14 protein-coding genes are annotated in these 19,062 nt (G+C 70.3%); 6 read left to right on the top strand and 8 right to left on the bottom strand.

From position 1 onward, the window contains the following. The first annotated feature begins 7 nt into the window (after positions 1-7). Genes WMF20_RS11415 through WMF20_RS11395 form a run of 5 tightly spaced genes read left to right on the top strand, consistent with a single transcriptional unit; the run spans position 8 to position 7,062 of the window. Positions 8-1,102: a hypothetical protein gene (locus tag WMF20_RS11415; protein ID WP_437613172.1), complete on the top strand. Its 1,095-nt coding sequence runs from the start codon at positions 8-10 to the stop codon at positions 1,100-1,102. Between the two features lie 24 nt (positions 1,103-1,126). After that, positions 1,127-3,553: a DUF2169 family type VI secretion system accessory protein gene (locus WMF20_RS11410; protein ID WP_437613170.1), complete on the top strand. Its 2,427-nt coding sequence runs from the start codon at positions 1,127-1,129 to the stop codon at positions 3,551-3,553. Beyond that, positions 3,550-5,286, top strand: a complete 1,737-nt coding sequence (locus tag WMF20_RS11405; protein WP_437613168.1) for a pentapeptide repeat-containing protein — start codon at positions 3,550-3,552, stop codon at positions 5,284-5,286. The genes WMF20_RS11410 and WMF20_RS11405 overlap by 4 nt, the downstream gene beginning before the upstream one ends. A gap of 10 nt (positions 5,287-5,296) precedes the next feature. Then, positions 5,297-5,977: a DUF3540 domain-containing protein gene (locus WMF20_RS11400; protein ID WP_437613166.1), complete on the top strand. Its 681-nt coding sequence runs from the start codon at positions 5,297-5,299 to the stop codon at positions 5,975-5,977. An 11-nt stretch (positions 5,978-5,988) separates the two neighbouring features. Further along, positions 5,989-7,062 carry a S41 family peptidase gene (locus tag WMF20_RS11395; RefSeq protein ID WP_437613164.1) on the top strand — a complete coding sequence of 358 codons (1,074 nt, stop codon included), beginning with the start codon at positions 5,989-5,991 and terminating at the stop codon, positions 7,060-7,062. A gap of 90 nt (positions 7,063-7,152) precedes the next feature. Here the strand turns inward: WMF20_RS11395 and yjfF are convergent, their stop codons facing one another. From yjfF to WMF20_RS11355, 8 genes are all read right to left on the bottom strand, one after another. After that, entirely contained in the window at positions 7,153-8,181 is a 1,029-nt protein-coding gene (yjfF, locus tag WMF20_RS11390; protein ID WP_437617103.1) for a galactofuranose ABC transporter, permease protein YjfF, read from the bottom strand. After that, positions 8,181-9,239: an ABC transporter permease gene (locus WMF20_RS11385; RefSeq protein WP_437613162.1), complete on the bottom strand. Its 1,059-nt coding sequence runs from the start codon at positions 9,237-9,239 to the stop codon at positions 8,181-8,183. Before WMF20_RS11385 ends, yjfF begins: the two co-directional genes overlap by 1 nt. Next, a complete protein-coding gene (locus tag WMF20_RS11380; protein WP_437613160.1) occupies positions 9,236-10,759 on the bottom strand; it encodes a sugar ABC transporter ATP-binding protein in 1,524 nt (507 codons plus the stop codon). The genes WMF20_RS11385 and WMF20_RS11380 overlap by 4 nt, the downstream gene beginning before the upstream one ends. Positions 10,760-10,802: 43 nt before the next feature. Further along, complete coding sequence (locus tag WMF20_RS11375; protein WP_408022428.1) at positions 10,803-11,741, bottom strand: ABC transporter substrate-binding protein; 939 nt, start codon at positions 11,739-11,741, stop codon at positions 10,803-10,805. A gap of 113 nt (positions 11,742-11,854) precedes the next feature. Continuing rightward, positions 11,855-12,553: an L-ribulose-5-phosphate 4-epimerase gene (locus WMF20_RS11370; protein WP_437613158.1), complete on the bottom strand. Its 699-nt coding sequence runs from the start codon at positions 12,551-12,553 to the stop codon at positions 11,855-11,857. A 10-nt stretch (positions 12,554-12,563) separates the two neighbouring features. Further along, entirely contained in the window at positions 12,564-14,069 is a 1,506-nt protein-coding gene (gene araA / locus WMF20_RS11365; RefSeq protein WP_437617102.1) for an L-arabinose isomerase, read from the bottom strand. 11 nt (positions 14,070-14,080) lie between these two features. Next, positions 14,081-15,760 carry a ribulokinase gene (locus WMF20_RS11360; RefSeq protein WP_129574359.1) on the bottom strand — a complete coding sequence of 560 codons (1,680 nt, stop codon included), beginning with the start codon at positions 15,758-15,760 and terminating at the stop codon, positions 14,081-14,083. Positions 15,761-15,916: 156 nt separating this feature from the next. Next, complete coding sequence (locus WMF20_RS11355; RefSeq protein ID WP_437613156.1) at positions 15,917-17,521, bottom strand: glycoside hydrolase family 43 protein; 1,605 nt, start codon at positions 17,519-17,521, stop codon at positions 15,917-15,919. Between the two features lie 338 nt (positions 17,522-17,859). Between WMF20_RS11355 and WMF20_RS11350 the strand changes: the two genes are divergently transcribed. After that, complete coding sequence (locus tag WMF20_RS11350; RefSeq protein WP_129574356.1) at positions 17,860-18,912, top strand: LacI family DNA-binding transcriptional regulator; 1,053 nt, start codon at positions 17,860-17,862, stop codon at positions 18,910-18,912. Positions 18,913-19,062: the final 150 nt, after the last annotated feature.

The following is a 19,062-nucleotide window of genomic DNA, read 5'->3' as shown; positions in this document are numbered from 1 at the left end:
AGCTCCCATGGCCGGCGATGGCAAATACGCGATCCTCCACGTCCCCGACTTCAGCGAGGGGATGTCGTCGTACCTGCGCATCGGCGCGACGCCCGAAGACGATTACACGTGGCGGGACGAGACCGACGGCAACCGGATCACGACCACCCGGGGCGACAAGATCGAGATCATCGGGGGCACCTACTCGATGACGGTCCTCGGTCGAAGGGAGTTCAAGGCCAGCTCGGAGGTGGAGGACGGGCGCATCAAGCAGGGCGGCATCACCTTCCAGGGGCGGAGCGATATCGAGTTCGTGAAGGGCCCCCGCGGCCAGCGGCGGATCCGCGAGACGACCGTCAAGGGCGAGGTGCACTCGACCTACCACGGCGACTCGTACGAGTACCATTACGGCGGCAAGCTGGTGAGCCGCACCGGCGACCCGAACACGCCGACGCCGATCGAGGACTACCCGTCGGAGATGACCGAGAACCCCACGATCGTCTCCAGGACGTGGGCGAAGAGCATCTCGTCCTATACCGGCTCGGCGAAGCTGCCGGTGCCCTCGATCCACGAGGAGACCTGGGCGGAGACGATGGCGTCGAAGACCCACGTCACGACGATGACCGACGAGACGACCGTCGAGGGGCCGTCGAAAGAGACCATGAAGGCCGGGTCGATCTCGTCCACCACCACCGTCGAACAGACCATCTCGGACACCACCGAGGCCGGGACCATCAAGAACAAGACCACCGCCGACAAGATCATCTCGGAGACCCGCGCCGACACCGAGGACAAGATGTATGGAGACGCCGACTCCTACACGCAGGGCAACAGCAAGACCGTCGTCGACGGGATCGAGACGACGATCAACCTCGGCGTGGTGAACGAGGTCGTCCTCGGGGCGATGGTCGAGGCGACGCTCGGCGGGGAGGCGACCCTCTCGGTCGGGGCGACGGTCGACGCGACGGTCGGCCTGGAGGCGTCCGTCAGCGTGACCGCGACCCTCGAGGCCAGCGTCGGCCCCTCACTCTCGATGGGGCCCTCGCGCGAGAAGATCTCCCTGGACCGGAGCAAGGCCGCGCCCGTCCGCACGAACATCGCGGCGGTCCACCTCCTGGTGTGACGCAGAAGCGCGGCGAAACCACGGATGGCGAACAAGAACCTCACCCCGTTCCTCTTCGGCAGCAAGGTCACCTCGCGCCGGCCGCCCCAGCCGGAGATGACCCTGATCGTCCGAGCGAAGTTCACGCTGCGGCCCGGAGCGCCGCTCTCCCTGCCCGAAGGCCACCCGGCGCTCGCGCAGGAGACGCTGCGCGGCGACGTGTTCCGCGACGACGACCACGACATGACCGGCGAGTGCCTGTATCCGAGCGATCTCGCCGACTTCAAGCCGCACGCGGACGTCCTCTTGCTCGGCACCTGCCACACGCCGGGCAAGGCGCGCATGACCGAGTGTCCGGTGCGGTTCGGCGTCGGATCGTGGTCCAAGATCCTGCGCGTGGTCGGCGATCGGGTGTGGATGGATGGCTTGCTCGGGCCGGCCATGAGCGATCCGGTCCCCTTCGACCGGATGCCCCTCGGCGATCGGTACAGCTTCGGCGGGCCCGGACACCCGCTGAACCCGGTGGGCAAAGGCCACGGGACACGCGAGCTCCCCAACGTCGAGAACGCGGACGATCTCCTGCTGTCGCGCTCGGATCGGCCGGCGCCCGCGGGCTTCGGGCCCCTCTCGCCCAACCGGCCCGACCGGCGCGCCAGGGTCGGCAAGCAGTACGGCAAGTCGTACCGCGAGAAGCGGGCGCCGTACTACGCCGAGGACTTCGACTGGACGTACTTCAACGCCGCCCCGCCCGACCAGTGGCTCCCCTACCTGCGCGGGGACGAGGAGCTCCTGTTCCAGAACCTCCACCCGGACGCGGAGGTGTTCCAGTCGCGGCTCCCGGGGCTCCGGATCCGCGTCTTCGTGAAGGACGCGGAGCGCGGGTTCCGCGAGGCGCCGATGCACCTCGACACGCTGCTCGCCGACCTGGACAAGGAGGCCCTGTACCTCACCTGGCGGGGCCTCACCGAGGTGACCGACGACGATCTCTCGCGCACCACCACGCTCGTCGCCTCCGAGCCGCTCGACGGGCCGTCGCCGCCGCCGGAGCACTACCGGGAGATCCTCGAGCGGTTCGAGGCCGATCCGCTCGAGATCGAGCAGCAGATCGCGCCGGAGCTCAAGGAGGAGTGGAAGGCCCTGCAGGCGCTGGCGCGGAAGGGCGACGACGCGGCGCCGGCGGACGCGTCCGGGCTCGACCCGCTGTCGGCGCTGCTCAAGGCGCGGCTCGGCGACGCCGCCAAGCCGCAGCAGGACAAGATCCGCCGGGCCATGGCGGGGCTCGCGGGCATCGCCGTGCCGGGGGGGAAGGCCCTCGGCGGCCTGATCGCCGAGGCGCTGCGCAACCTGCCGCGGTCGTCGCAGGCGCTCCCGGCGCCGAGCGCGGACGCGCGGCCCGCGGTGACCGACGCGCAGCTCCGGACCGCCTTCCGGCGGGTCGCGCGGGCGGTGGAGGAGGCGAGGTCGCTGGCGGCCGCGCGCGGGGCGCAGGTCCCGGCGCTCGCGGCGTGGGACAAGCTCGCGAGCGACCCGAAGCTCGCGTCGATGGGCCTGTCCGCGGCCCCGCCGCGGCCGCCGGGGCAGCCCGGGCCGGGGAGCGACCTCTCCGGCCAGGACCTGAGCGAGCAGGACCTGAGCGGCGTCGACCTGACCGGCGCGAACCTCACCGGCGCCATCCTCACGGGCGCGAACCTCCGGGGCGCGAAGCTCGCCCGCGCGACGCTGAAGCAGGCGGTGCTGTTCGACGCCGACGTGCGGGACGCGGACTTCACGGGCGCGGACCTGAGCCTCGCGACGCTGCAGAGCGCGTGGGCAGAGCGCGCCGTCTTCCGCGGCGCCACGCTGGAGGGCGCCTCGTTCGACGGCGCGCGGCTCATGGGCGCCGATCTCTCGGAGAGCCAGGGGGCGCAGATCGTCTTCTCGCGGGCGGACATGACCGGGGCCACCGCGAGGGGGGCGAAGTGGACGATGGCGTTCCTGGAGGGCACCGCGCTCGAGCGCGCGGACTTCTCTCAGGCCTCGCTCATGCGGTGTTTCGTGTCGAAGGTGAGCGCGGCCTCCGCCACGTTCGCGGGCGCGACCCTCCTCGGCACGAGCTTCTCCGGCTCCGATCTGCGAGAGGCCGTGTTCGCGGGCGCGCGCGGCGAGGGCAGCGTGTGGCTGGGCGCGACCGTCACCGGCGCGGACTTCAGCCTCGCCGTGCTGACGAGCGCCCACTTCACCGAGGCCGTGGCCGACGGGGCGAGCTTCTTCGGCGCCAACGCGCGCGGAGCCCGGTTCGACCGGGCGAACCTCACGCGGGCCGATTTCACGCGCGCCAACCTGTTCGACGCGGACCTGCACAAGTCGCTCGTCCCGGAAGCGAAGTTCGTCGATGCGAACCTCTATGATGCAAAATTCTACCAGACCTCCGGCTCCGGCTGTGATTTCCGGGGGGCGAACCTGAAGCGCTCGACGCTGGAGCGGGATCGATGACGCCGGACGAGCTGAAGGCGCGGGTCCAGGCGGGCGAGGCGCTCGAGGGCCGGGCGCTCGGGGACATGGATCTGCGGGGCGCCGACCTCCGCAAGGCGCGGCTGCGCGGCGCGAAGCTCGGCCGGCTGCAGCTGGACGGCGCGGACCTGTCGGGCGCCGACCTCCGGGGGGCGCAGATCGCCTGGTGCGGGCTCCGCGGCGCGGACCTGTCGGGCGCCGATCTCGAGGGCGCCGCCGTGGCCCAGAGCGATCTCTCGGGCGCGAACCTCGCGGGCGCGAACCTCGCGGGCGCCCACCTGGTCCGCGGCCAGCTGGCCGGCGCCAACCTGAGCGGCGCGCGGATCCAGGGGGCCAACCTGGCCGAGTCGCGGCTCGCGGGGGCGGAGCTGTCGGGGGCGACCCTGTCGAACGCGCGGCTCGATCTCGCCGACCTGTCGGACGCCTCGCTCGACGGCGCGACGCTCGCGCACGCCTCGTTCGCGCGGGCGGACCTCTCGGGCGCCTCGCTGGTGCAGGCGCGGATCGAGGGCTCGTCGTTCGCCGAGGCGAGCCTCCGGCGGGCGGATCTCTCGGGCGCCGAGCTCGACACGGTGGTGTTCCTGAAGGCCGATCTCCGGGAGGCCGTGCTCCCGAAGAAGCTCACGAAGACGGTGTTCGACGGCGCGCGCCTCGGCCGGATCGATCTCTCCGGCGCGGACCTCGCGGGCGCGGCGCTGGAGGAGATGGACTTCGCCGGGGTGAGCTTCGAGAACGCGAACCTCACGCTGTCGTCGCTCCAGGGCACGAACCTCCGGGGCGCGAGCTTCCGAGGCGCGACGCTCGACCAGACGACGCTCGCGAACTGCGACCTCACCGGCGCGGATTTCCGGGGCGCGACGCTGAGGTCGTGCATGCTGTACGGGGCGCGGCTGCCGGGCGCGGATCTCTCGGGCAAGGACCTCGAGATGGTCGTCTTCACCGAGGCCGACCTCTCCGGCGCGAACCTGTCCGGGTCGCGGCTCGTGCGCTGCGTCCTGGAGCGGGCGGACCTCTCGGGCGCGGACCTGACCCGCGCGCTCGTCTCGCAGACCACGCTGCGGCTCGCCCGCGTGGAGGGCATCCGCTTCGAGAAGGCGATCTTCGATTGCGTGGACTTCTCCGGCGTGGACCTGACCCGCACGTCGCTCGCCGGACTGACCATCTCGCGGTGCTTCTTCGCGCTCGGCAACCTCTCGGGGATGGACCTGTCGGGGTGCGACCTGTCGAACTGCGATTTCACCGCGTGCAACCTGGAGCGCACCCGCCTGGAGGGCGCCATCCTGGCCAACGCGAACTTCAAGGAGGCGAACCTGCGGCACGCCACCCTGTCGGGCGCCATGGCGAAGACCGCCTTCTTCGGCGAGGGCACCCTCGCCGGCGCCGTGATGACGCAGGCGATGCTCCGCAACGCGATCTTCGTGAAGGCCGATCTCGCTGGGGCGAACCTCGCGGGGTCCGACCTCCGGGAGTCGCTGCTGACCGAGGCCCGCGCGGCCGGGGCGCTGTTCGTGGGCGTCAAGGCGCACTACGCCGATTTCTCGCACGCGGACGTCACCGGCGCCGACTTCACCGGCGCGGACCTGACGTGGGCGAACCTGCACCATGTCCGCGACGAGAAGGCGCGTTATCTCGACGCGAACCTCGCCACGGCGAGGCGCACGGACGTGGACCGGCTGGAGGCCGAGGCCTGGATGCCGCCAGAGCGGCGCTCGTAGAGGAGGAGCCATGTCGATGGGAGCGATGAAGGAGAGCGATCGCGCGGCGGCCGTGCGGGTGGACGCGCCGGGGGGCGAGGAGCACGCCGCGCGCGGCCGGGGCGCCGAGTTGCCCAGGATCGGCCTTGCGCGGGCCGGCGCCGCGGCGGAGGGCGAGGCGGGCCCGGGCCGGGCCGCGGCGCTCCCGCGGGAGTACCTGGGCCCGGCGCGGGTCACCTCGGCGGAGGCGGGCGCGATCGCGGTGGAGCTGCCGGGCGGCCAGCCGGTCGCGGTCCAGATGGCGCTCGCGCTCCCCTACGAGCCTGCGCTGGACGACACGCTGCTCGTCATCGGGCGGGACGACGCCTATTACGCGATCGGCGTGCTCCACGGGCGGGGGCGGTCGGTCCTGTCGCTCCAGGGCGACGTGGCGGTGCACGCGCGGGAGGGCGCGCTCTCGCTGTGCGGCGACAAGGGCGTCGAGATCCGGGGACCGGAGCTCGAGGTGCAGGCCGGCAAGATCCGGATGGTGGCCGACGCCGTGGTCCAGAAGTTCGCGTCGGTCTACCAGCGGGTGAGCGCGCTCCTGAGCGTCCAGGCCAGCGAGTCGCACACGGTGGTGGAGAAGACCTCGTTCACGAAGGCGAAGAACGCCACGATCCTGACCGAGGAGACGGTCACGGTGAACGGCAAGCAGATCCTCTTGGGCTAGGAGGCCGCGCGATGCTCCCTGCGAACAACAAGGCGGTCGGCCTGAGCGCCGGTTTTCCGGACGTGTGCCTGTCGCCGGTGCTCGGCCTGTTCCCCTTCCCCAACTTCAGCCCGAACGGGATGAAGTTCCCGTTCTCGTTCAACGTGTGGATCTCGATGGCGGCCGCCCTGCACCAGGGGTCGTTCAGCCCCATGACGGCGGGCGATCAGGCGGGCACGCTGCACCCGACGTTCATGGGGCAAGCGCGGTACACGCTCGGCTATTTCAAGATCCTCATCAACTACCTTCCGGGGACGATGCTGCTGTGCGTGAGGATCGGCAACAACTTCAACTGCATCCTCGGCATCCAGGTGTTGCCGAGCGCGGTGAACGTGTTCTTCGCCTACAACGCGGCGAGCGCAGGCGGCGCCCTGCCCGCCGGCGCCCCGCTCCCGGCGGACGTCGATGCGCTGGTCGCGTCGATCCACCCCTGCGGGGACGCGTCGCGCGTCGTCGATAGCGCCTGGATCGGGCCGGGGATCGGCTACCTGCGCATCCGCCGGTTCTCGCTGGACGTGCCGGCCCGGGTCCACGCGGCGCTCGGCGCGCTCGAGGCGGAGGGGCTGGAGACGCTCGTGCTCGATCTGCGCGACAACCCCGGCGGGGAGCTCACGGCGTTCCGCGAGCTCGCGGGCGACTTCCTGGAGCCGGGGAGCGTCGTCGCGCGGGCGATCGACGCGGACGGCGACGAGGTCGTGTACCGATCGAGCCACCGGAATCCGTGCCGCGCGCCGCTGTGGATCCTGGTGAATCGCGGCACGGCGTCGGCGGCGGAGCTCTTCGCCGGCTGCCTGCAGTGGCACGGGCGGGCGATCGTCGCGGGGGAGCGGACGTACGGCAAGGGGACGGCGCTGAAGGTCGCGGTCGATCCGGCGGAGCGCGCGCCGGTGCTCGCGCCGGCGGCGATGATGGTCCTGCCGGGCGGGGAGGCGATCCACGCGGTCGGCGTCCGGCCGGACGTCGAGCTGGGGAACGAGGCGACTGCGCCGGACGGGGTGCCGCCGTCATTGGCCCAGCTCTTCGCCAGAGTCACCTCGAATCCGTGAGCCGTCCGAGGCTGTACCCGTTCGAGTCGTAGCTGGCTCCGGCGCTGGTCCGGCGATGAAAGCGATGCCGCAGTTCGCCGGTGTCGGCCGTCATGGCCTCTTCGGCGTCCCGCCGACCAGGCGCCGCTCGAAGAGCCGCTGCAGCAGGCAGGAGAACAGGAGGAGGAGCCCGACGACGATCTTGGTCCACCAGGAGCTGAGCGTGCCCTCGAACATGATGAGGGTCTGGATGGTGCCGTAGATGAGCACGCCGAACAGGGTCCCGACCACCGTGCCGAAGCCGCCGGTCAGCAGGGTGCCGCCGATGACGACGGCGGCGATGGCGTCCATCTCCATCCCGCCGGCGTGCAGCGCGTAGCCGGACACCATGTAGAACGTGAAGGCGACGCCCGCCAGCGCCGAGCAGAACCCGCTCAAGGTGTAGATGAGCACCTTGGTCCTCGCCACCGGGAGGCCCATGAGCAGGGCGGATTGCTCGTTGCCGCCGATCGCGTAGACCGTGCGGCCGAAGCGCGTGTAGTGCGCGAGGTAGATCGCCGCGGCGAACAGCGCGAGCGCGATGATCACGTTCCACGTGATCGACGTGTCGAACAGGAACGGGATGCGATGCGACGAGACCGCGACGTAGAAGCCGTCGTGGATGGTGATCGAGTCGATGCTGATGAGGTAACAGAGCCCGCGGGTCAGGAACATGCCCGCCAGCGTGACGATGAAGGGCTGGACCTCGAAGTAGTGGATGACCACCCCCATCGCGAGGCCGATGCCCGCGCCCATGGCCAGGACGAGCGGGATGACCGCCGCCGGGCTGACGCCGTGCTTCTCGACGAGCGACGCCGAGACCATCGTGGTCAGCGCGATGACCGAGCCGACCGAGAGGTCGATCCCGCCAGAGAGGATGACGAAGGTCATCCCGACGGCCGCGATCGCCAGGAACGCGTTGTCGATGAAGAAGTTGAGGAACACCTGCAGCGAGAAGAACCCGTCGAACAGGCAAGATCCGGCGCCGAACATGAGCACGAACAGGCCGATGGTGACGGCGAGGGGCAGGTGCCTCGGGTTCAACCGGAGCGACGGCCTGGTCACGGCTGCGGTGTTGCCCGTCACGGCTGCGGTGTCCATCATGGAACGGCCACTCTCCCGGCCCGCTGCCTCCCAAGGAGGCCTCTGACCTTCTGCGATTGCAGGATGCTGACCACGAAGACGACGAGCGCCTTCACCACCAGGTTGACCTCGGGCGGGACGCCGACCGCGTAGATCGTGGTGGTGAGCGTCTGGATGATGAGGGCGCCGACGACGCTCCCCGCCAGCGTGAACTTGCCCCCGGCGAGCGACGTCCCGCCCAGGACCACCGCCAGGATGGCGTCGAGCTCGAAGAGCAGGCCCGCGTTGTTGCCGTCGGCGCTCTTGACGTTCGAGCTCACGATCAGCCCCGCGATGCCGGCGCACAGGCCGCACACCGCGTAACAGGCGAAGGTGATCGAGCGCGCGCGGATCCCGGCGAGCCGCGAGGCGACCGGGCTCATGCCGATCGCCTCGACGAACATGCCGAGCGCGGTTTTGCGGGCCAGGAACCCGAGGACGGCGCCCACGCCCGCCACGATGAACAGCGACGCCGGGACGCCCAGCAAGAAGCCGTTCCCGATGGCATGGTACGGGCTGTAGTAGATCGTGATGATCTGGCCGCCCGTGATGAGCTGGGCGATGCCCCGGCCCGTGACGAGCAGGATCAGGGTCGCGATGATCGGCTGCATGCCGACCATCGACACGAGCGCGCCGTTCCACATGCCGCAGGCCAGCGCCGCGCCCAGCGCGGCGGCGAGGACGAGCGGCAGCGGAACCTGGGTCACGTCCGCCATGCCGGCCCCGCCGCCCAGCGAGAGCTGGCCGCCGATCAGCGCGGCCGCGACCGCGCCCGAGATGGCGACGACCGCGCCGACCGAGATGTCGATCCCGTGGGTGGCGATCACCAGGGTGAGCCCCATGGCGATGATCATGAGCGGCGACGCGCGGTTCAGGATGTCGATGACGCTGCCATACAGGTGGCCGTCCTTGACCGTGATCGCGAAGAACTGCGGGTTGTTGACGAGGTTGAACAGGAGGAGCAGGCCGAGCATCGCCAGCGGGAAGGAGATGCTCCTCCCGGCGAGCCGGCGCAGGGAAGCCGCCGCCGCGCTCACGCGTGCCCCCCGGCGATGATCTGGTACACCCCCTGCTCGTCGGCGTCGCCCGCGTCGAGCTCCGCCACCTTGCGCCGGTCGCGCAGGACGACGACCCGGTCCGAGTAGCGCAGCGCCTCGGCCATCTCCGAGGAGACGAGCACCACCGCCATGCCCCGATCGCACAGCTCCATGACCTGCCCCATGATCTCGCCCTTGGCCGCCACGTCGATGCCGCGGGTCGGCTCGTCGAGGATGAGCATGCGCGGATCGGTCGCCAGCCACCGGGCGAGGAGCGCCTTCTGCTGGTTCCCGCCGCTCAGCTTGCAGACGGGCACCTCCGCGTCGGCCGCCGCGATGCCGAGCCGCTCGATGTAGCCGCGGGCGATGCTGTCCTGCCGAGCCCGGGACAGGTTGCGGAACATGCCGCGCTTCGCCTGGAGGGCGAGGACGATGTTCTCGCGCAGCGAGAGGTCGCCGATGATCCCCTCGGACTTCCGGTCCTCGGGGCAGAACGCGAGCCCGTGCGCGATCGCGTCGAGCGGCGAGCGGATGTGCGCCTCGGCGCCGTCGATCTCGATGGTGCCCTGGTCCGCCTGGTCGACCCCGAACAGGAGCCGCGCCGTCTCCGTCTTCCCGGCGCCCAGGAGGCCCGCGAGGGCGAGCTCCTCCCCCGCCCTCACCTCGATGTCGATGTCATGGACCGAGCCCTTCTTGCCGAGGCCGCGCGCCCGCAAGAGCGGCGCGTCCCCGCCCGCCGGCCGCTCCGCCCGGGGGCGCTCGGCCCGGGTCGGGCCTTCGTCCTGCACCTCGCGCCCGACCATCCGCGTGATGAGCTGCATCCGCGACAGCTCGGCGGTCGGGTACTCGCCGACCAGCTGCCCGTTCCTCAGCACCGTGATCCGGTCGGAGATCTCGAACAGCTGATCGAGGAAGTGCGAGATGAACAGGATCGCCATCCCCTGCGCCTTGAGGCGCCGGATGATCGAGAACAGCACCCGGACCTCGTCCTCGGCCAGGCTCGACGTCGGCTCGTCGAGGATGAGGATCTTGGCCCTGGCGGTCAGCGAGCGGGCGATCGCGACGATCTGCTGGACGGCGAGCGAGAAGTCGGAGAGCGGCGCGGTGACGTCGATGTGAACGTTCAGATCCTCGAGCGCGGCGGCGGCCCTCCGGTGCATCTCCCCCCACCGGAGGGCGTACGGGCTCGAGCCCTCCCGGCCGAGGCAGATGTTCTCGGCGACCGACAGGTTGGTGCAGAGGTTCACCTCCTGGAACACCGCGCTGATGCCGAGCTTCTGCGCCTCGAGCGGGCTCGTCGGCCTGATCTCCCGGCCTTCGAGGAGGATGTGCCCGCTGTCCGCGGTGTGGACGCCGGTGAGGACCTTGACCAGGGTCGACTTGCCGGCGCCGTTCTGCCCCATGAGGGCGTGCACCTCGCCCGGCAGCAGGCGGAAGTCGACCGACTGGAGCGCCTGCACTCCGGAGAACCGCTTGGAGATCGTCTTCATTTCGAGCATGGGCACGGCCTCGCTCATCATCGCACACCTCCTCCCGGTCCCCGCGCCGAGATCTCCGTCGCGCTCAGTACTTGCGCTTCGGGAACTCCGCGGCGGCGCTCTCCATCGGGAAGACGCCCTCCTCGGTCACGATGCGCTTCGGCAACGTCTTGCCGGCCACGAGGTCGTTCACCGCGCTCATGAGCTGCGGCCCGAGCAGGGGGCTGCACTCGACCGTCACGTTGAGCTTGCCGGCCATCATCGCCTCGAACGCGCCCTTCACCGCGTCGATCGAGATGATCAGGATGTCCTTGCCGGGCTTCATGCCGGCCTCCTCGATGGCCTGGATCGCGCCGATCGCCATGTCGTCGTTGTGGGCGTAGAGGACGTTGATGTTCTTCCCCTCCGCCTTGAGGAACGCCTCCATGACCTCCTTGCCCTTGGCGCGGGTGAAGTCTCCCGTCTGCGAGCGGAGGATCTTGAAGTTCGGCTTGTCCTTGATGATCTCCTCGAACCCCTTCTTCCGGTCGATGGCGGGGGCGGAGCCGACCGTGCCCTGCAGCTCGACGATGTTGACGGTGCCCTGCTGGTCCTTCGTCTTCTCGACCAGCCACTTCGCCGCGCGGCGGCCTTCCTCGACGAAGTCCGACCCCATGAAGGTGACCCAGAGGCTGTCGTCCTTCGTGTCCACGGCGCGATCGGTCAAGATGACCGGGATCTTGGCCGCCTTGGCCTCGCGCAGGACGGGCTCCCAGCCGGTCTCGACCACGGGCGAGAAGGCGATGACGTCCACCTTCTGGGCGATGAACGACCGGATGGCCTTGATCTGGTTCTCCTGCTTCTGCTGCGCGTCGGAGAACTTGAGCTCGATCCCTGCCTCCTTGGCGGCCTCCTCGATCGACTTCGTGTTCGCCGTCCGCCACTCGCTCTCGGCGCCGATCTGCGAGAACCCCAGCGTGATCTTCTTCTTCTCCGACTGACAACCCAACCCACCCAGGATCACCGATAGTCCAGTCAGGACCATCACCGCGACGGCGACAACACGGCTCCTCTTCATGGCGCAGCTCCTTTCCGCTCCATCCTATGCACATCTCGTCCGCGGGACGCTCGCTCTTCGTCGCCCCGCGGTGTCCGGCCTCACTTCTGGCCGTAATACGCGCCCTTGCCGTGCTTCCGCTCGAAGTGCTTGCGCACGAGCGCGTCCGGGAGGCGCGCGGCGCCCGGGTGGATGGCGCGGGTGATGAACGCCATCCGCGCGATCTCCTCGAGCACCGCCGCGTTGTACACCGCCTTGTCGGCGTCCTCTCCCCACGCGAAGGGGGCGTGTCCCGCCACCAGCACCATCGGCGTGTGGAGCGGGTTCCGCTCCGCGAAGCACTCGAGGATCTGCCTGCCGGTCTCGGTCTCGTAGTCGCCCTGCACGGCGTCCGGCCGCATCACCGCGGTGCACGGCACGTCCTCGGCCAGGTGATCGGCGTGGGTCGTACCGTAGATCGGGATCGGCATGCCCGTCTGCGCCCAGCCGGTCGCGTAGGTCGAGTGGGTGTGGACGACGCCGCCCACCCCGCGGAAGTTCGCGTAGAGGACGATGTGCGTCCGGGTATCCGAGGAAGGTCGGAGTCGGCCCTCGACCACCTTTCCCTCGAGATCGACGACCACCATGTCGTCGATCGACAGCCGGTCGTACGGCACGCCGCTCGGCTTGATGGCCAGGACGCCCCGGTCGCGATCGAACGCCGAGACGTTGCCGAACGTGTAGATCGCGAGCCCTCGGCGCGGGATCTCCAGGTTCGCCGCCCAGGCCCGCTCTCGCAGCTCTCGGTAGGTCGCGCTCACGTCACGTCCCTCAGCGCGACAGCCGGTAGGAGAGGTCGTTCCAGCGCAGCTCGTTCTTCAGCGCGTGGATCTCGGTCCCGACCCCGATGCGGATCAGCTCCACGCCGGCGATCGACGCGAAGTCCTCCAGGTGCTCCATCGTCACGGCGCGGCTGTGCGCGCAATGATGAGCGCCGCCCGCGAGGATCCAGGCCTCGCACGCGCGCTTGAAGTCCGGCTTCGGGATCCACACCGCGCGCGCCACGGGCAGGTTCGGCATCTCCTCCTCGGGCGGCACCGCCTCGAGCTCGTTCGCGACCATCCGCATGCGGCCGCCCAGATCGATCATGGCCACGTTCACGGCCGGACCGGTCCCGGAGTCGAAGACCAGCCGACACGGGTCCGATTTGCCGCCGATGGAGAGCGGGTGGATCTCCAGCGACGGCCTCCCCGCGGCGATCGTCGGGCAGATCTCGAGCATGTGGGCGCCGAGGACCCGCTCCTTCCCGTCGACGAGGTGATAGGTGTAGTCCTCCATGAACGAGACGCCGCCGCGCAGCCCGGTCGCCATGACCTTCAGCGCGCGGACGAGGCCGCACGACTTCCAGTCGCCCTCGGCGCCGAAGCCATAGCCGTCGGCCATGAGCCGCTGCACCGCGAGGCCGGGGAGCTGCTTGAGCCCGTGCAGGTCCTCGAAGGTCGTCGTGAACCCGCCGAAGCCGCCCTCCTTCAGGAAGGTGCGCAGCGCCGCCTCCTGCCTCGCCGCGTAGCGCAGATCGTTGCGGCGCGCGCCGCCCTTCCTCAGGGCGGGAGCGACCGAGTACGCCTCGTCGTACTCCGCCACCAGCCGATCGACCTCGGCCTCGTCCACGTCCGCGATCCGCCCGACCAGATCGCCCACGCCGTAGCCGTTCACCGCCCACCCCAGCTTGACCTGCGCCTCGACGCGGTCCCCGCCGGTGACGGCCACCTCGCGCATGTTCATGCCGCCGAAGCGGGCGATCTTGAGCCGCCGCGCGTCCAGCATCGCGCATGCCGCGCGCGCCCAGACGTCGAGCCTGGCGAGCACGTCCTCGTCCTTCCAGTGCCCGACCACGACCTTCCGCTCGATGCGCAGGCGCGCGCCGATGTACCCGAACTCGCGGTCCCCGTGGGCGGACTGGTGCAGGTTCATGAAGTCCATGTCGATGCTCCCCCAGGGGAGCTCGCGCCCGTGCTGCGTGTGCAGGTGAGCGATCGGCTTCTCCAGCCGCGTGAGCCCCGCGATCCACATCTTCGCGGGCGAGAACGTGTGCATCCACGTGATCACGCCGGCGCACCGCGGCGTCGCGTTCGCCTCGCGGCACACGGCGAGGATCGCCTCGGGGCTCTTCAGCGTCGGCTTCCAGACGACCTTGACCGGGAGCTTGCCCGAGGCGTCCAGGTACCCGGCGATCTCCCGCGCGTGCTCGGCGACCTGCTTCAGCGTCTCCTCGCCGTAGAGGTCCTGGCTGCCGGTCAAGAACCAGACTTCGAAGCTCTCCCGAAGATCCTGCATCGCGATACCGCTCATTGCGTCAGCTCCTCTTCCACGAACGATCCGAGCTCGACATAATCCCTGTACAGCGCGTCATAGAGCCTGGCGCGCGCGGGATCAGGTCGATAACGGGCCTCGGTCCCGGAGGACATCGCGCGTTGCGCGTCCTCGATCGTGGCGTGCAGGCCCGCCGCCGTCGCGGCGAACATCGCCGCTCCCAGGGCGACCGGCTGCTCGCCGGCGCGGACCTCGACGGTCATGTCGAGCACGTCCGCGAGGACCTGCATGGTCAAGGGGCTCTTGCGCGCGACCCCTCCGATACCGATGATGCCGTCGATGCGGATCCCCTGCGCGCGGAAGCGCTCGACGATGGCGCGCGAGCCGAAGGCGATCGCCTCGACCAGCGCGCGGTAGATCCGCGGCGCGTCGGTGCCCAGATCCAGGCGGGCGATCGCCCCCTGGAGCCGCTGGTCCGCGTCCGGCGTCCGCCGCCCGTTGAACCAGTCGAGCGCGACGACGGAGCTCCGCGACGGCGGGATCTCCGCGGCGGCCTTGTCCAGCTCGGGGATGATCCGGTCCATGATCGCGTCGGCGAGCGCCGCCCGGCGCGGATCGCCGGCCCCCGGGGCGTCCGGCTGGATCGCGAGGAGCGGCCAGCTGAGCAGCTGCTTGAACCACGCGAAGACGTCGCCGAAGGCGGACTGCCCTGCCTCGTAGCCGATCGCGCCGGGGAGGATCGAGCCGTCCACCTGGCCGCAGATCCCGGCGACAAGGACCTCGGGCGCGTCCGTCTTCGGGGCGACGAGCATATCGCACGTGCTCGTGCCCATGACCTTGAGCAGGTGGTGAGGCTGGATGTCGCCGCCCACCGCGCCCATGTGCGCGTCGAAGGCGCCGACGCCCACGACGACGTCCGCCGGGATCCCGAGCGTCGCGGCCCACGCGGGCGAGATCGTCCCGAAGGGCGCGTCCGCGGTGAAGGTGCGCGAGCCGAGGGTCGCCCTGAGCGCGGGCAAGCGCGGGCTCAGCCTCGCCAGGAAATCGCTCGACGGATACCCGTCGAACTCCGGGTGCCACATGGCCTTGTGGCCCGCGGCGCAGCGGCTCCGCCGGATCCGCCCGAGATCCTCGGTGCCGGTGAGGACCGCGGGGATCCAGTCGCAGTGCTCGAGGATGGTGACCGCCGCGCGCGCCACCGCCGGGTTGCTCTCGACGACGTGGAGCGCCTTGGCCCAGAACCACTCGGAGGAGTAGACGCCCCCCGAGAACTTCGTGTAATCCGGGCCGCCCCAGGTGCGGGCGAGCTCGTTGATCCGCGCCGCCTCGGCCACGGCGGTGTGGTCCTTCCAGAGGATGAACATCGCGTCCGGATCCTCTTCGAAGCCAGGGAGCAGCGAGAGCGGCCTGCCCTTCGCGTCGGCCAGGACCGGCGTGGAGCCGGTGGTGTCGACCGAGATCCCGCGCACGCGCGCGGCCACGTCGCCGCCCGCCTGCTCCAGGGCCGATCGGATCGACGACTCCATCGCAGCCAGGTAGTCGAGCGGATGCTGGCGGAACCGGTGCTCGCGCGGGTCGCAGTAGCGACCTTGCGCCCAGCGCGGGTAAGGCGCGACCGCTGCCCCCGCGAGCGCGCCGTCGCGCGCGTCCACGACGACCGAACGGACGGAGTCGGTGCCGAAATCGATCCCGATGACGAACGTCCCAGTGCTCATGGCGACCTGCTCATGGCGAAGCCGAAGTGATGATGTTTCAATGTGAACGTTAACATCTTCGGTGTCAACAACAATCGCCGAGCCGCTGCTGCGCGGCGGCTCGGGTCCCGGCGCGGGCGAGCTCGTCTGGCCGGCGCGTCGAGCGCGGCGCAGCGATCACTGGAACTGGAAATAATCCAGGTTGAACAGCGGATCCGACCCGCTGCCGGTGAAGCGTAGACAGATATCGTGGACTCCTGGCGGAACCTGAGCCGCGCACTCGACATCCTTCCACGCCTGCCAGCCTCCCGTGGGGCTGACCGCGCACACGCCGATGCGCTCGCCGGGGGTGTCGGTGAACCCCTCGCAGCCGCCCAGCAGCACCTCGATCGAGCCGCCAGCGGTCGAGCCCGACGCTACGCGCGCACGGAAGCTCTCCGCGCCGCGGCCGAAGTCGAGCTGCGAGTACCCGATCCAGTCCTTGTCGTTGATCCAGGCCACGGCGACCCCGGCCCGCGCGCCGCCCTCTTCCACGACGTCGACCTCGATGCCGCGCTGAGCGGCCATGGTCTCCGCTTCCATGCGGGCGCGCGCGTTGACGCTCTTCAGCTGAGCCACCCTGCCCTTCGTGGCGGAGACCTGGACGATCTTGCCTTGCGCGTCGTACGTCAGGTTGTCGACCGTGATGCTGCGCTGGTAGTTCGAGAAGCCGTCGCGCTTCGCGAGCACGCGGTTGTGGAAGAAGATGTACCAGTTGCCCTGGTACTCGACGATCGAGTGGTGGTTGTTATCGCCGTTGTTGTCGGCCGGGCTCGGCAGGATGGTCCCTGCGTAGGTGAAGCCGGTCATCGGGTTGTCGCTCATCATGTAATCGATGTACGCCGCGTGGCCCGTGAAGTCGGTCGAGTACGAGAAGTAGTATTTCCCGTCGCGCTTGTGCATGAACGACGCCTCGAAGAAGGCCGGCGCCCGGATGGTCGTCGCCGACGCGTCCGCGAGGCTGATCATGTCCCGGCCGAGGCGCATGACGCGCGCGTTGTCGCCGGTGCCGGTCGGACCTCCGCCGAAATAGAGGTACGCCTGGCCGTCATCGTCGATGAAGCACGTGGGGTCGAAGAGCCAGTCCACGTCCCCGACGCCCGGCGTGCTCCGCGAGATGAGCGGCTTGCCCAGCGCCTCCTTGAACGGGCCGCCCGGCTTGTCGGAGACCGCGACCCCGATCCCGCTCCCCGAATCCGGGAAGTACAGATAGTATTTTCCGTTAGCCTCGCTGTAGCAGCAGTCCGGGGCGTACAGGTACCTGGCCCACGTGTCCTTCGCGGCCAGCGCGACCCCGTGATCCTGCCAGTTCACGAGGTCGTCCGACGAGAAGACGTGGTAGTCGACCATCGAGTAGCCCGACTGATCGTCCGGGTCGTGGGACGCGTAGATGTACACGCGCCCTTCGAACACGTGCGCCGATGGATCCGCCGTGAAGATGTGGCTCACGATGGGGTTCCGGGCGTACCCGTTCGCCACGCCGGGGGGATCTCCGCCGCCGGCGCCGCCGCCGCCGGTCGCATCGGCCCCGCCCGTCGTCGCGCCCCCGCCGGCGCCGCCTGTCGTGGAGACGGCGGCGCTGACCGTCGAGGCGCCGCCGGTGCTGACGGTCGTGCCCTCCGCGGAGCCGCCCTGACCTCCTCCCGTCGAGGTCCCCGGGGTGTCGAGGGGTCCGGCGCAGCTCGGCGCCGAGAGGGCAGCTGCAAGCATCAGCGAAGAACGAGCGAGTCTCCTCATGATCATCGTGGCTCCTGGTCCGCGCCTCGCCCGCCCCTCCCGCGCTCGGCTGGGCTGCGCCCGCGACGACGACCGGACGGCATCGGTGCCGGGACGGGCCCAGCAGCGACGGTCCCGGCGCGCATGACGGCCCGATCGGGGCAAAGCCGAAGGATGAGGCTCCATTGTGAACGTTCACATGGCCGAAGTCAACCCCGATCCGGCCCGCCGCTGCCGAGGCCGGGGGGGCAGGCGGCGGCTGGCGCATCGCCCCTGGAGCGGCGCGTCAAGCGGGCGAGCGCCGGGCCACGGTCATGTTCGATGTGGATTCCAATCCGCCCGTTCACGACTAAGCTCCGGCCCCGATGGCTGAGAACTCCCCTCCAGAGCGGCGCGTCAAGCGAGGCGGGCGCCGCGCCGCTGTCATGGTCGATGTGGCCAAGCTCGCCGGCGTCTCGCACCAAACCGTCTCGCGGGTCCTGCACGACAGCCCCCACGTGCACCGCGAGACGCGGGAGCGCGTGCTCGAAGCGATCCGCCAGCTCGACTACCGCCCGAGCTCCGTGGCGCAGGCGCTCGTCACCGGGCGCTCGCGGACGCTGGGCGTGGTCAGCTTCGACACGACGCTCTACGGGCCGGCGTCGACGCTCCTCGGGCTCGAGGAGGCGGCGCACGACGCCGGGTACGGCGTCAGCATCGCCAGCGTCAAGTCCCTCAGCCGCGCGTCGGTGGTGGAAGCGGTGAAGCGGCTGTGCGACCAGGGCGCCGACGGCGTCGTGGTCATCGCCCCGCAGCGGTCGGCGGTGGACGCGCTCCGCCACATCACCTCCGACGTGCCGGTGGTCGCCGTCGAGGGCGGGCCGGACGACTCGATCCCGGTGGTCGCCGTCGACCAGCACGGCGGCGCGGCGGCCGCGACCCGCCACCTCCTCGACCTGGGCCACCGGACGGTGTGGCACGTCGCCGGTCCGCCCGACTGGCTCGAGGCCGACCAGCGCGTCGACGGCTGGCGTTCGACGCTGGTCGCCGCCGGCGTCGAGCGGACCCCTCTCCTGCGCGGCGACTGGAGCGCCCGCTCGGGGTACGAGCTCGGCCCGCAGCTGGTGCGCACGCCGGGCGTCACCGCCGTGTTCGTGGCCAACGACCAGATGGCGCTCGGCCTGCTCCGGTTTCTCCACGAGGTCGGGCGCGACGTGCCGAAGGACATCAGCATCGTCGGCTTCGACGACATCCCGGAGGCGGCCTACTTCACGCCGCCGCTCACCACCGTGAACCAGGATTTTTCCGCGCTCGGGAGAAGGTGCCTCCACCTCTTGCTCGGTCAGATCGAGAGCGGCCAGCGCTCCTATGCGCACGTCGTTGTCGAGACAAAGCTGGTCGTGCGCAAGAGCACGGCCGCGGCCCCCCGGGACCGCTGAGCGCGTACGGGCCTCCAGCGTAGGCCCGCCGGCCCGGCCCCCCACCGGGTCCGAGGGCGGACGCGCCGTCATTTTTGTTTGACATCGCCCATGTGAACGTTCACATTCCCTCCAGGGGTATTCTTTCGCTTTGCCCCGGAGGCGGCCGCC

This window comes from Sorangium sp. So ce834, from assembly GCF_051521425.1.
In the GTDB taxonomy this organism is placed as follows: domain Bacteria; phylum Myxococcota_A; class Polyangia; order Polyangiales; family Polyangiaceae; genus Sorangium; species Sorangium cellulosum_D.
Note: the sequence above shows the minus strand (reverse complement) of the source record. Positions and strands in the feature narration are given on the sequence as shown.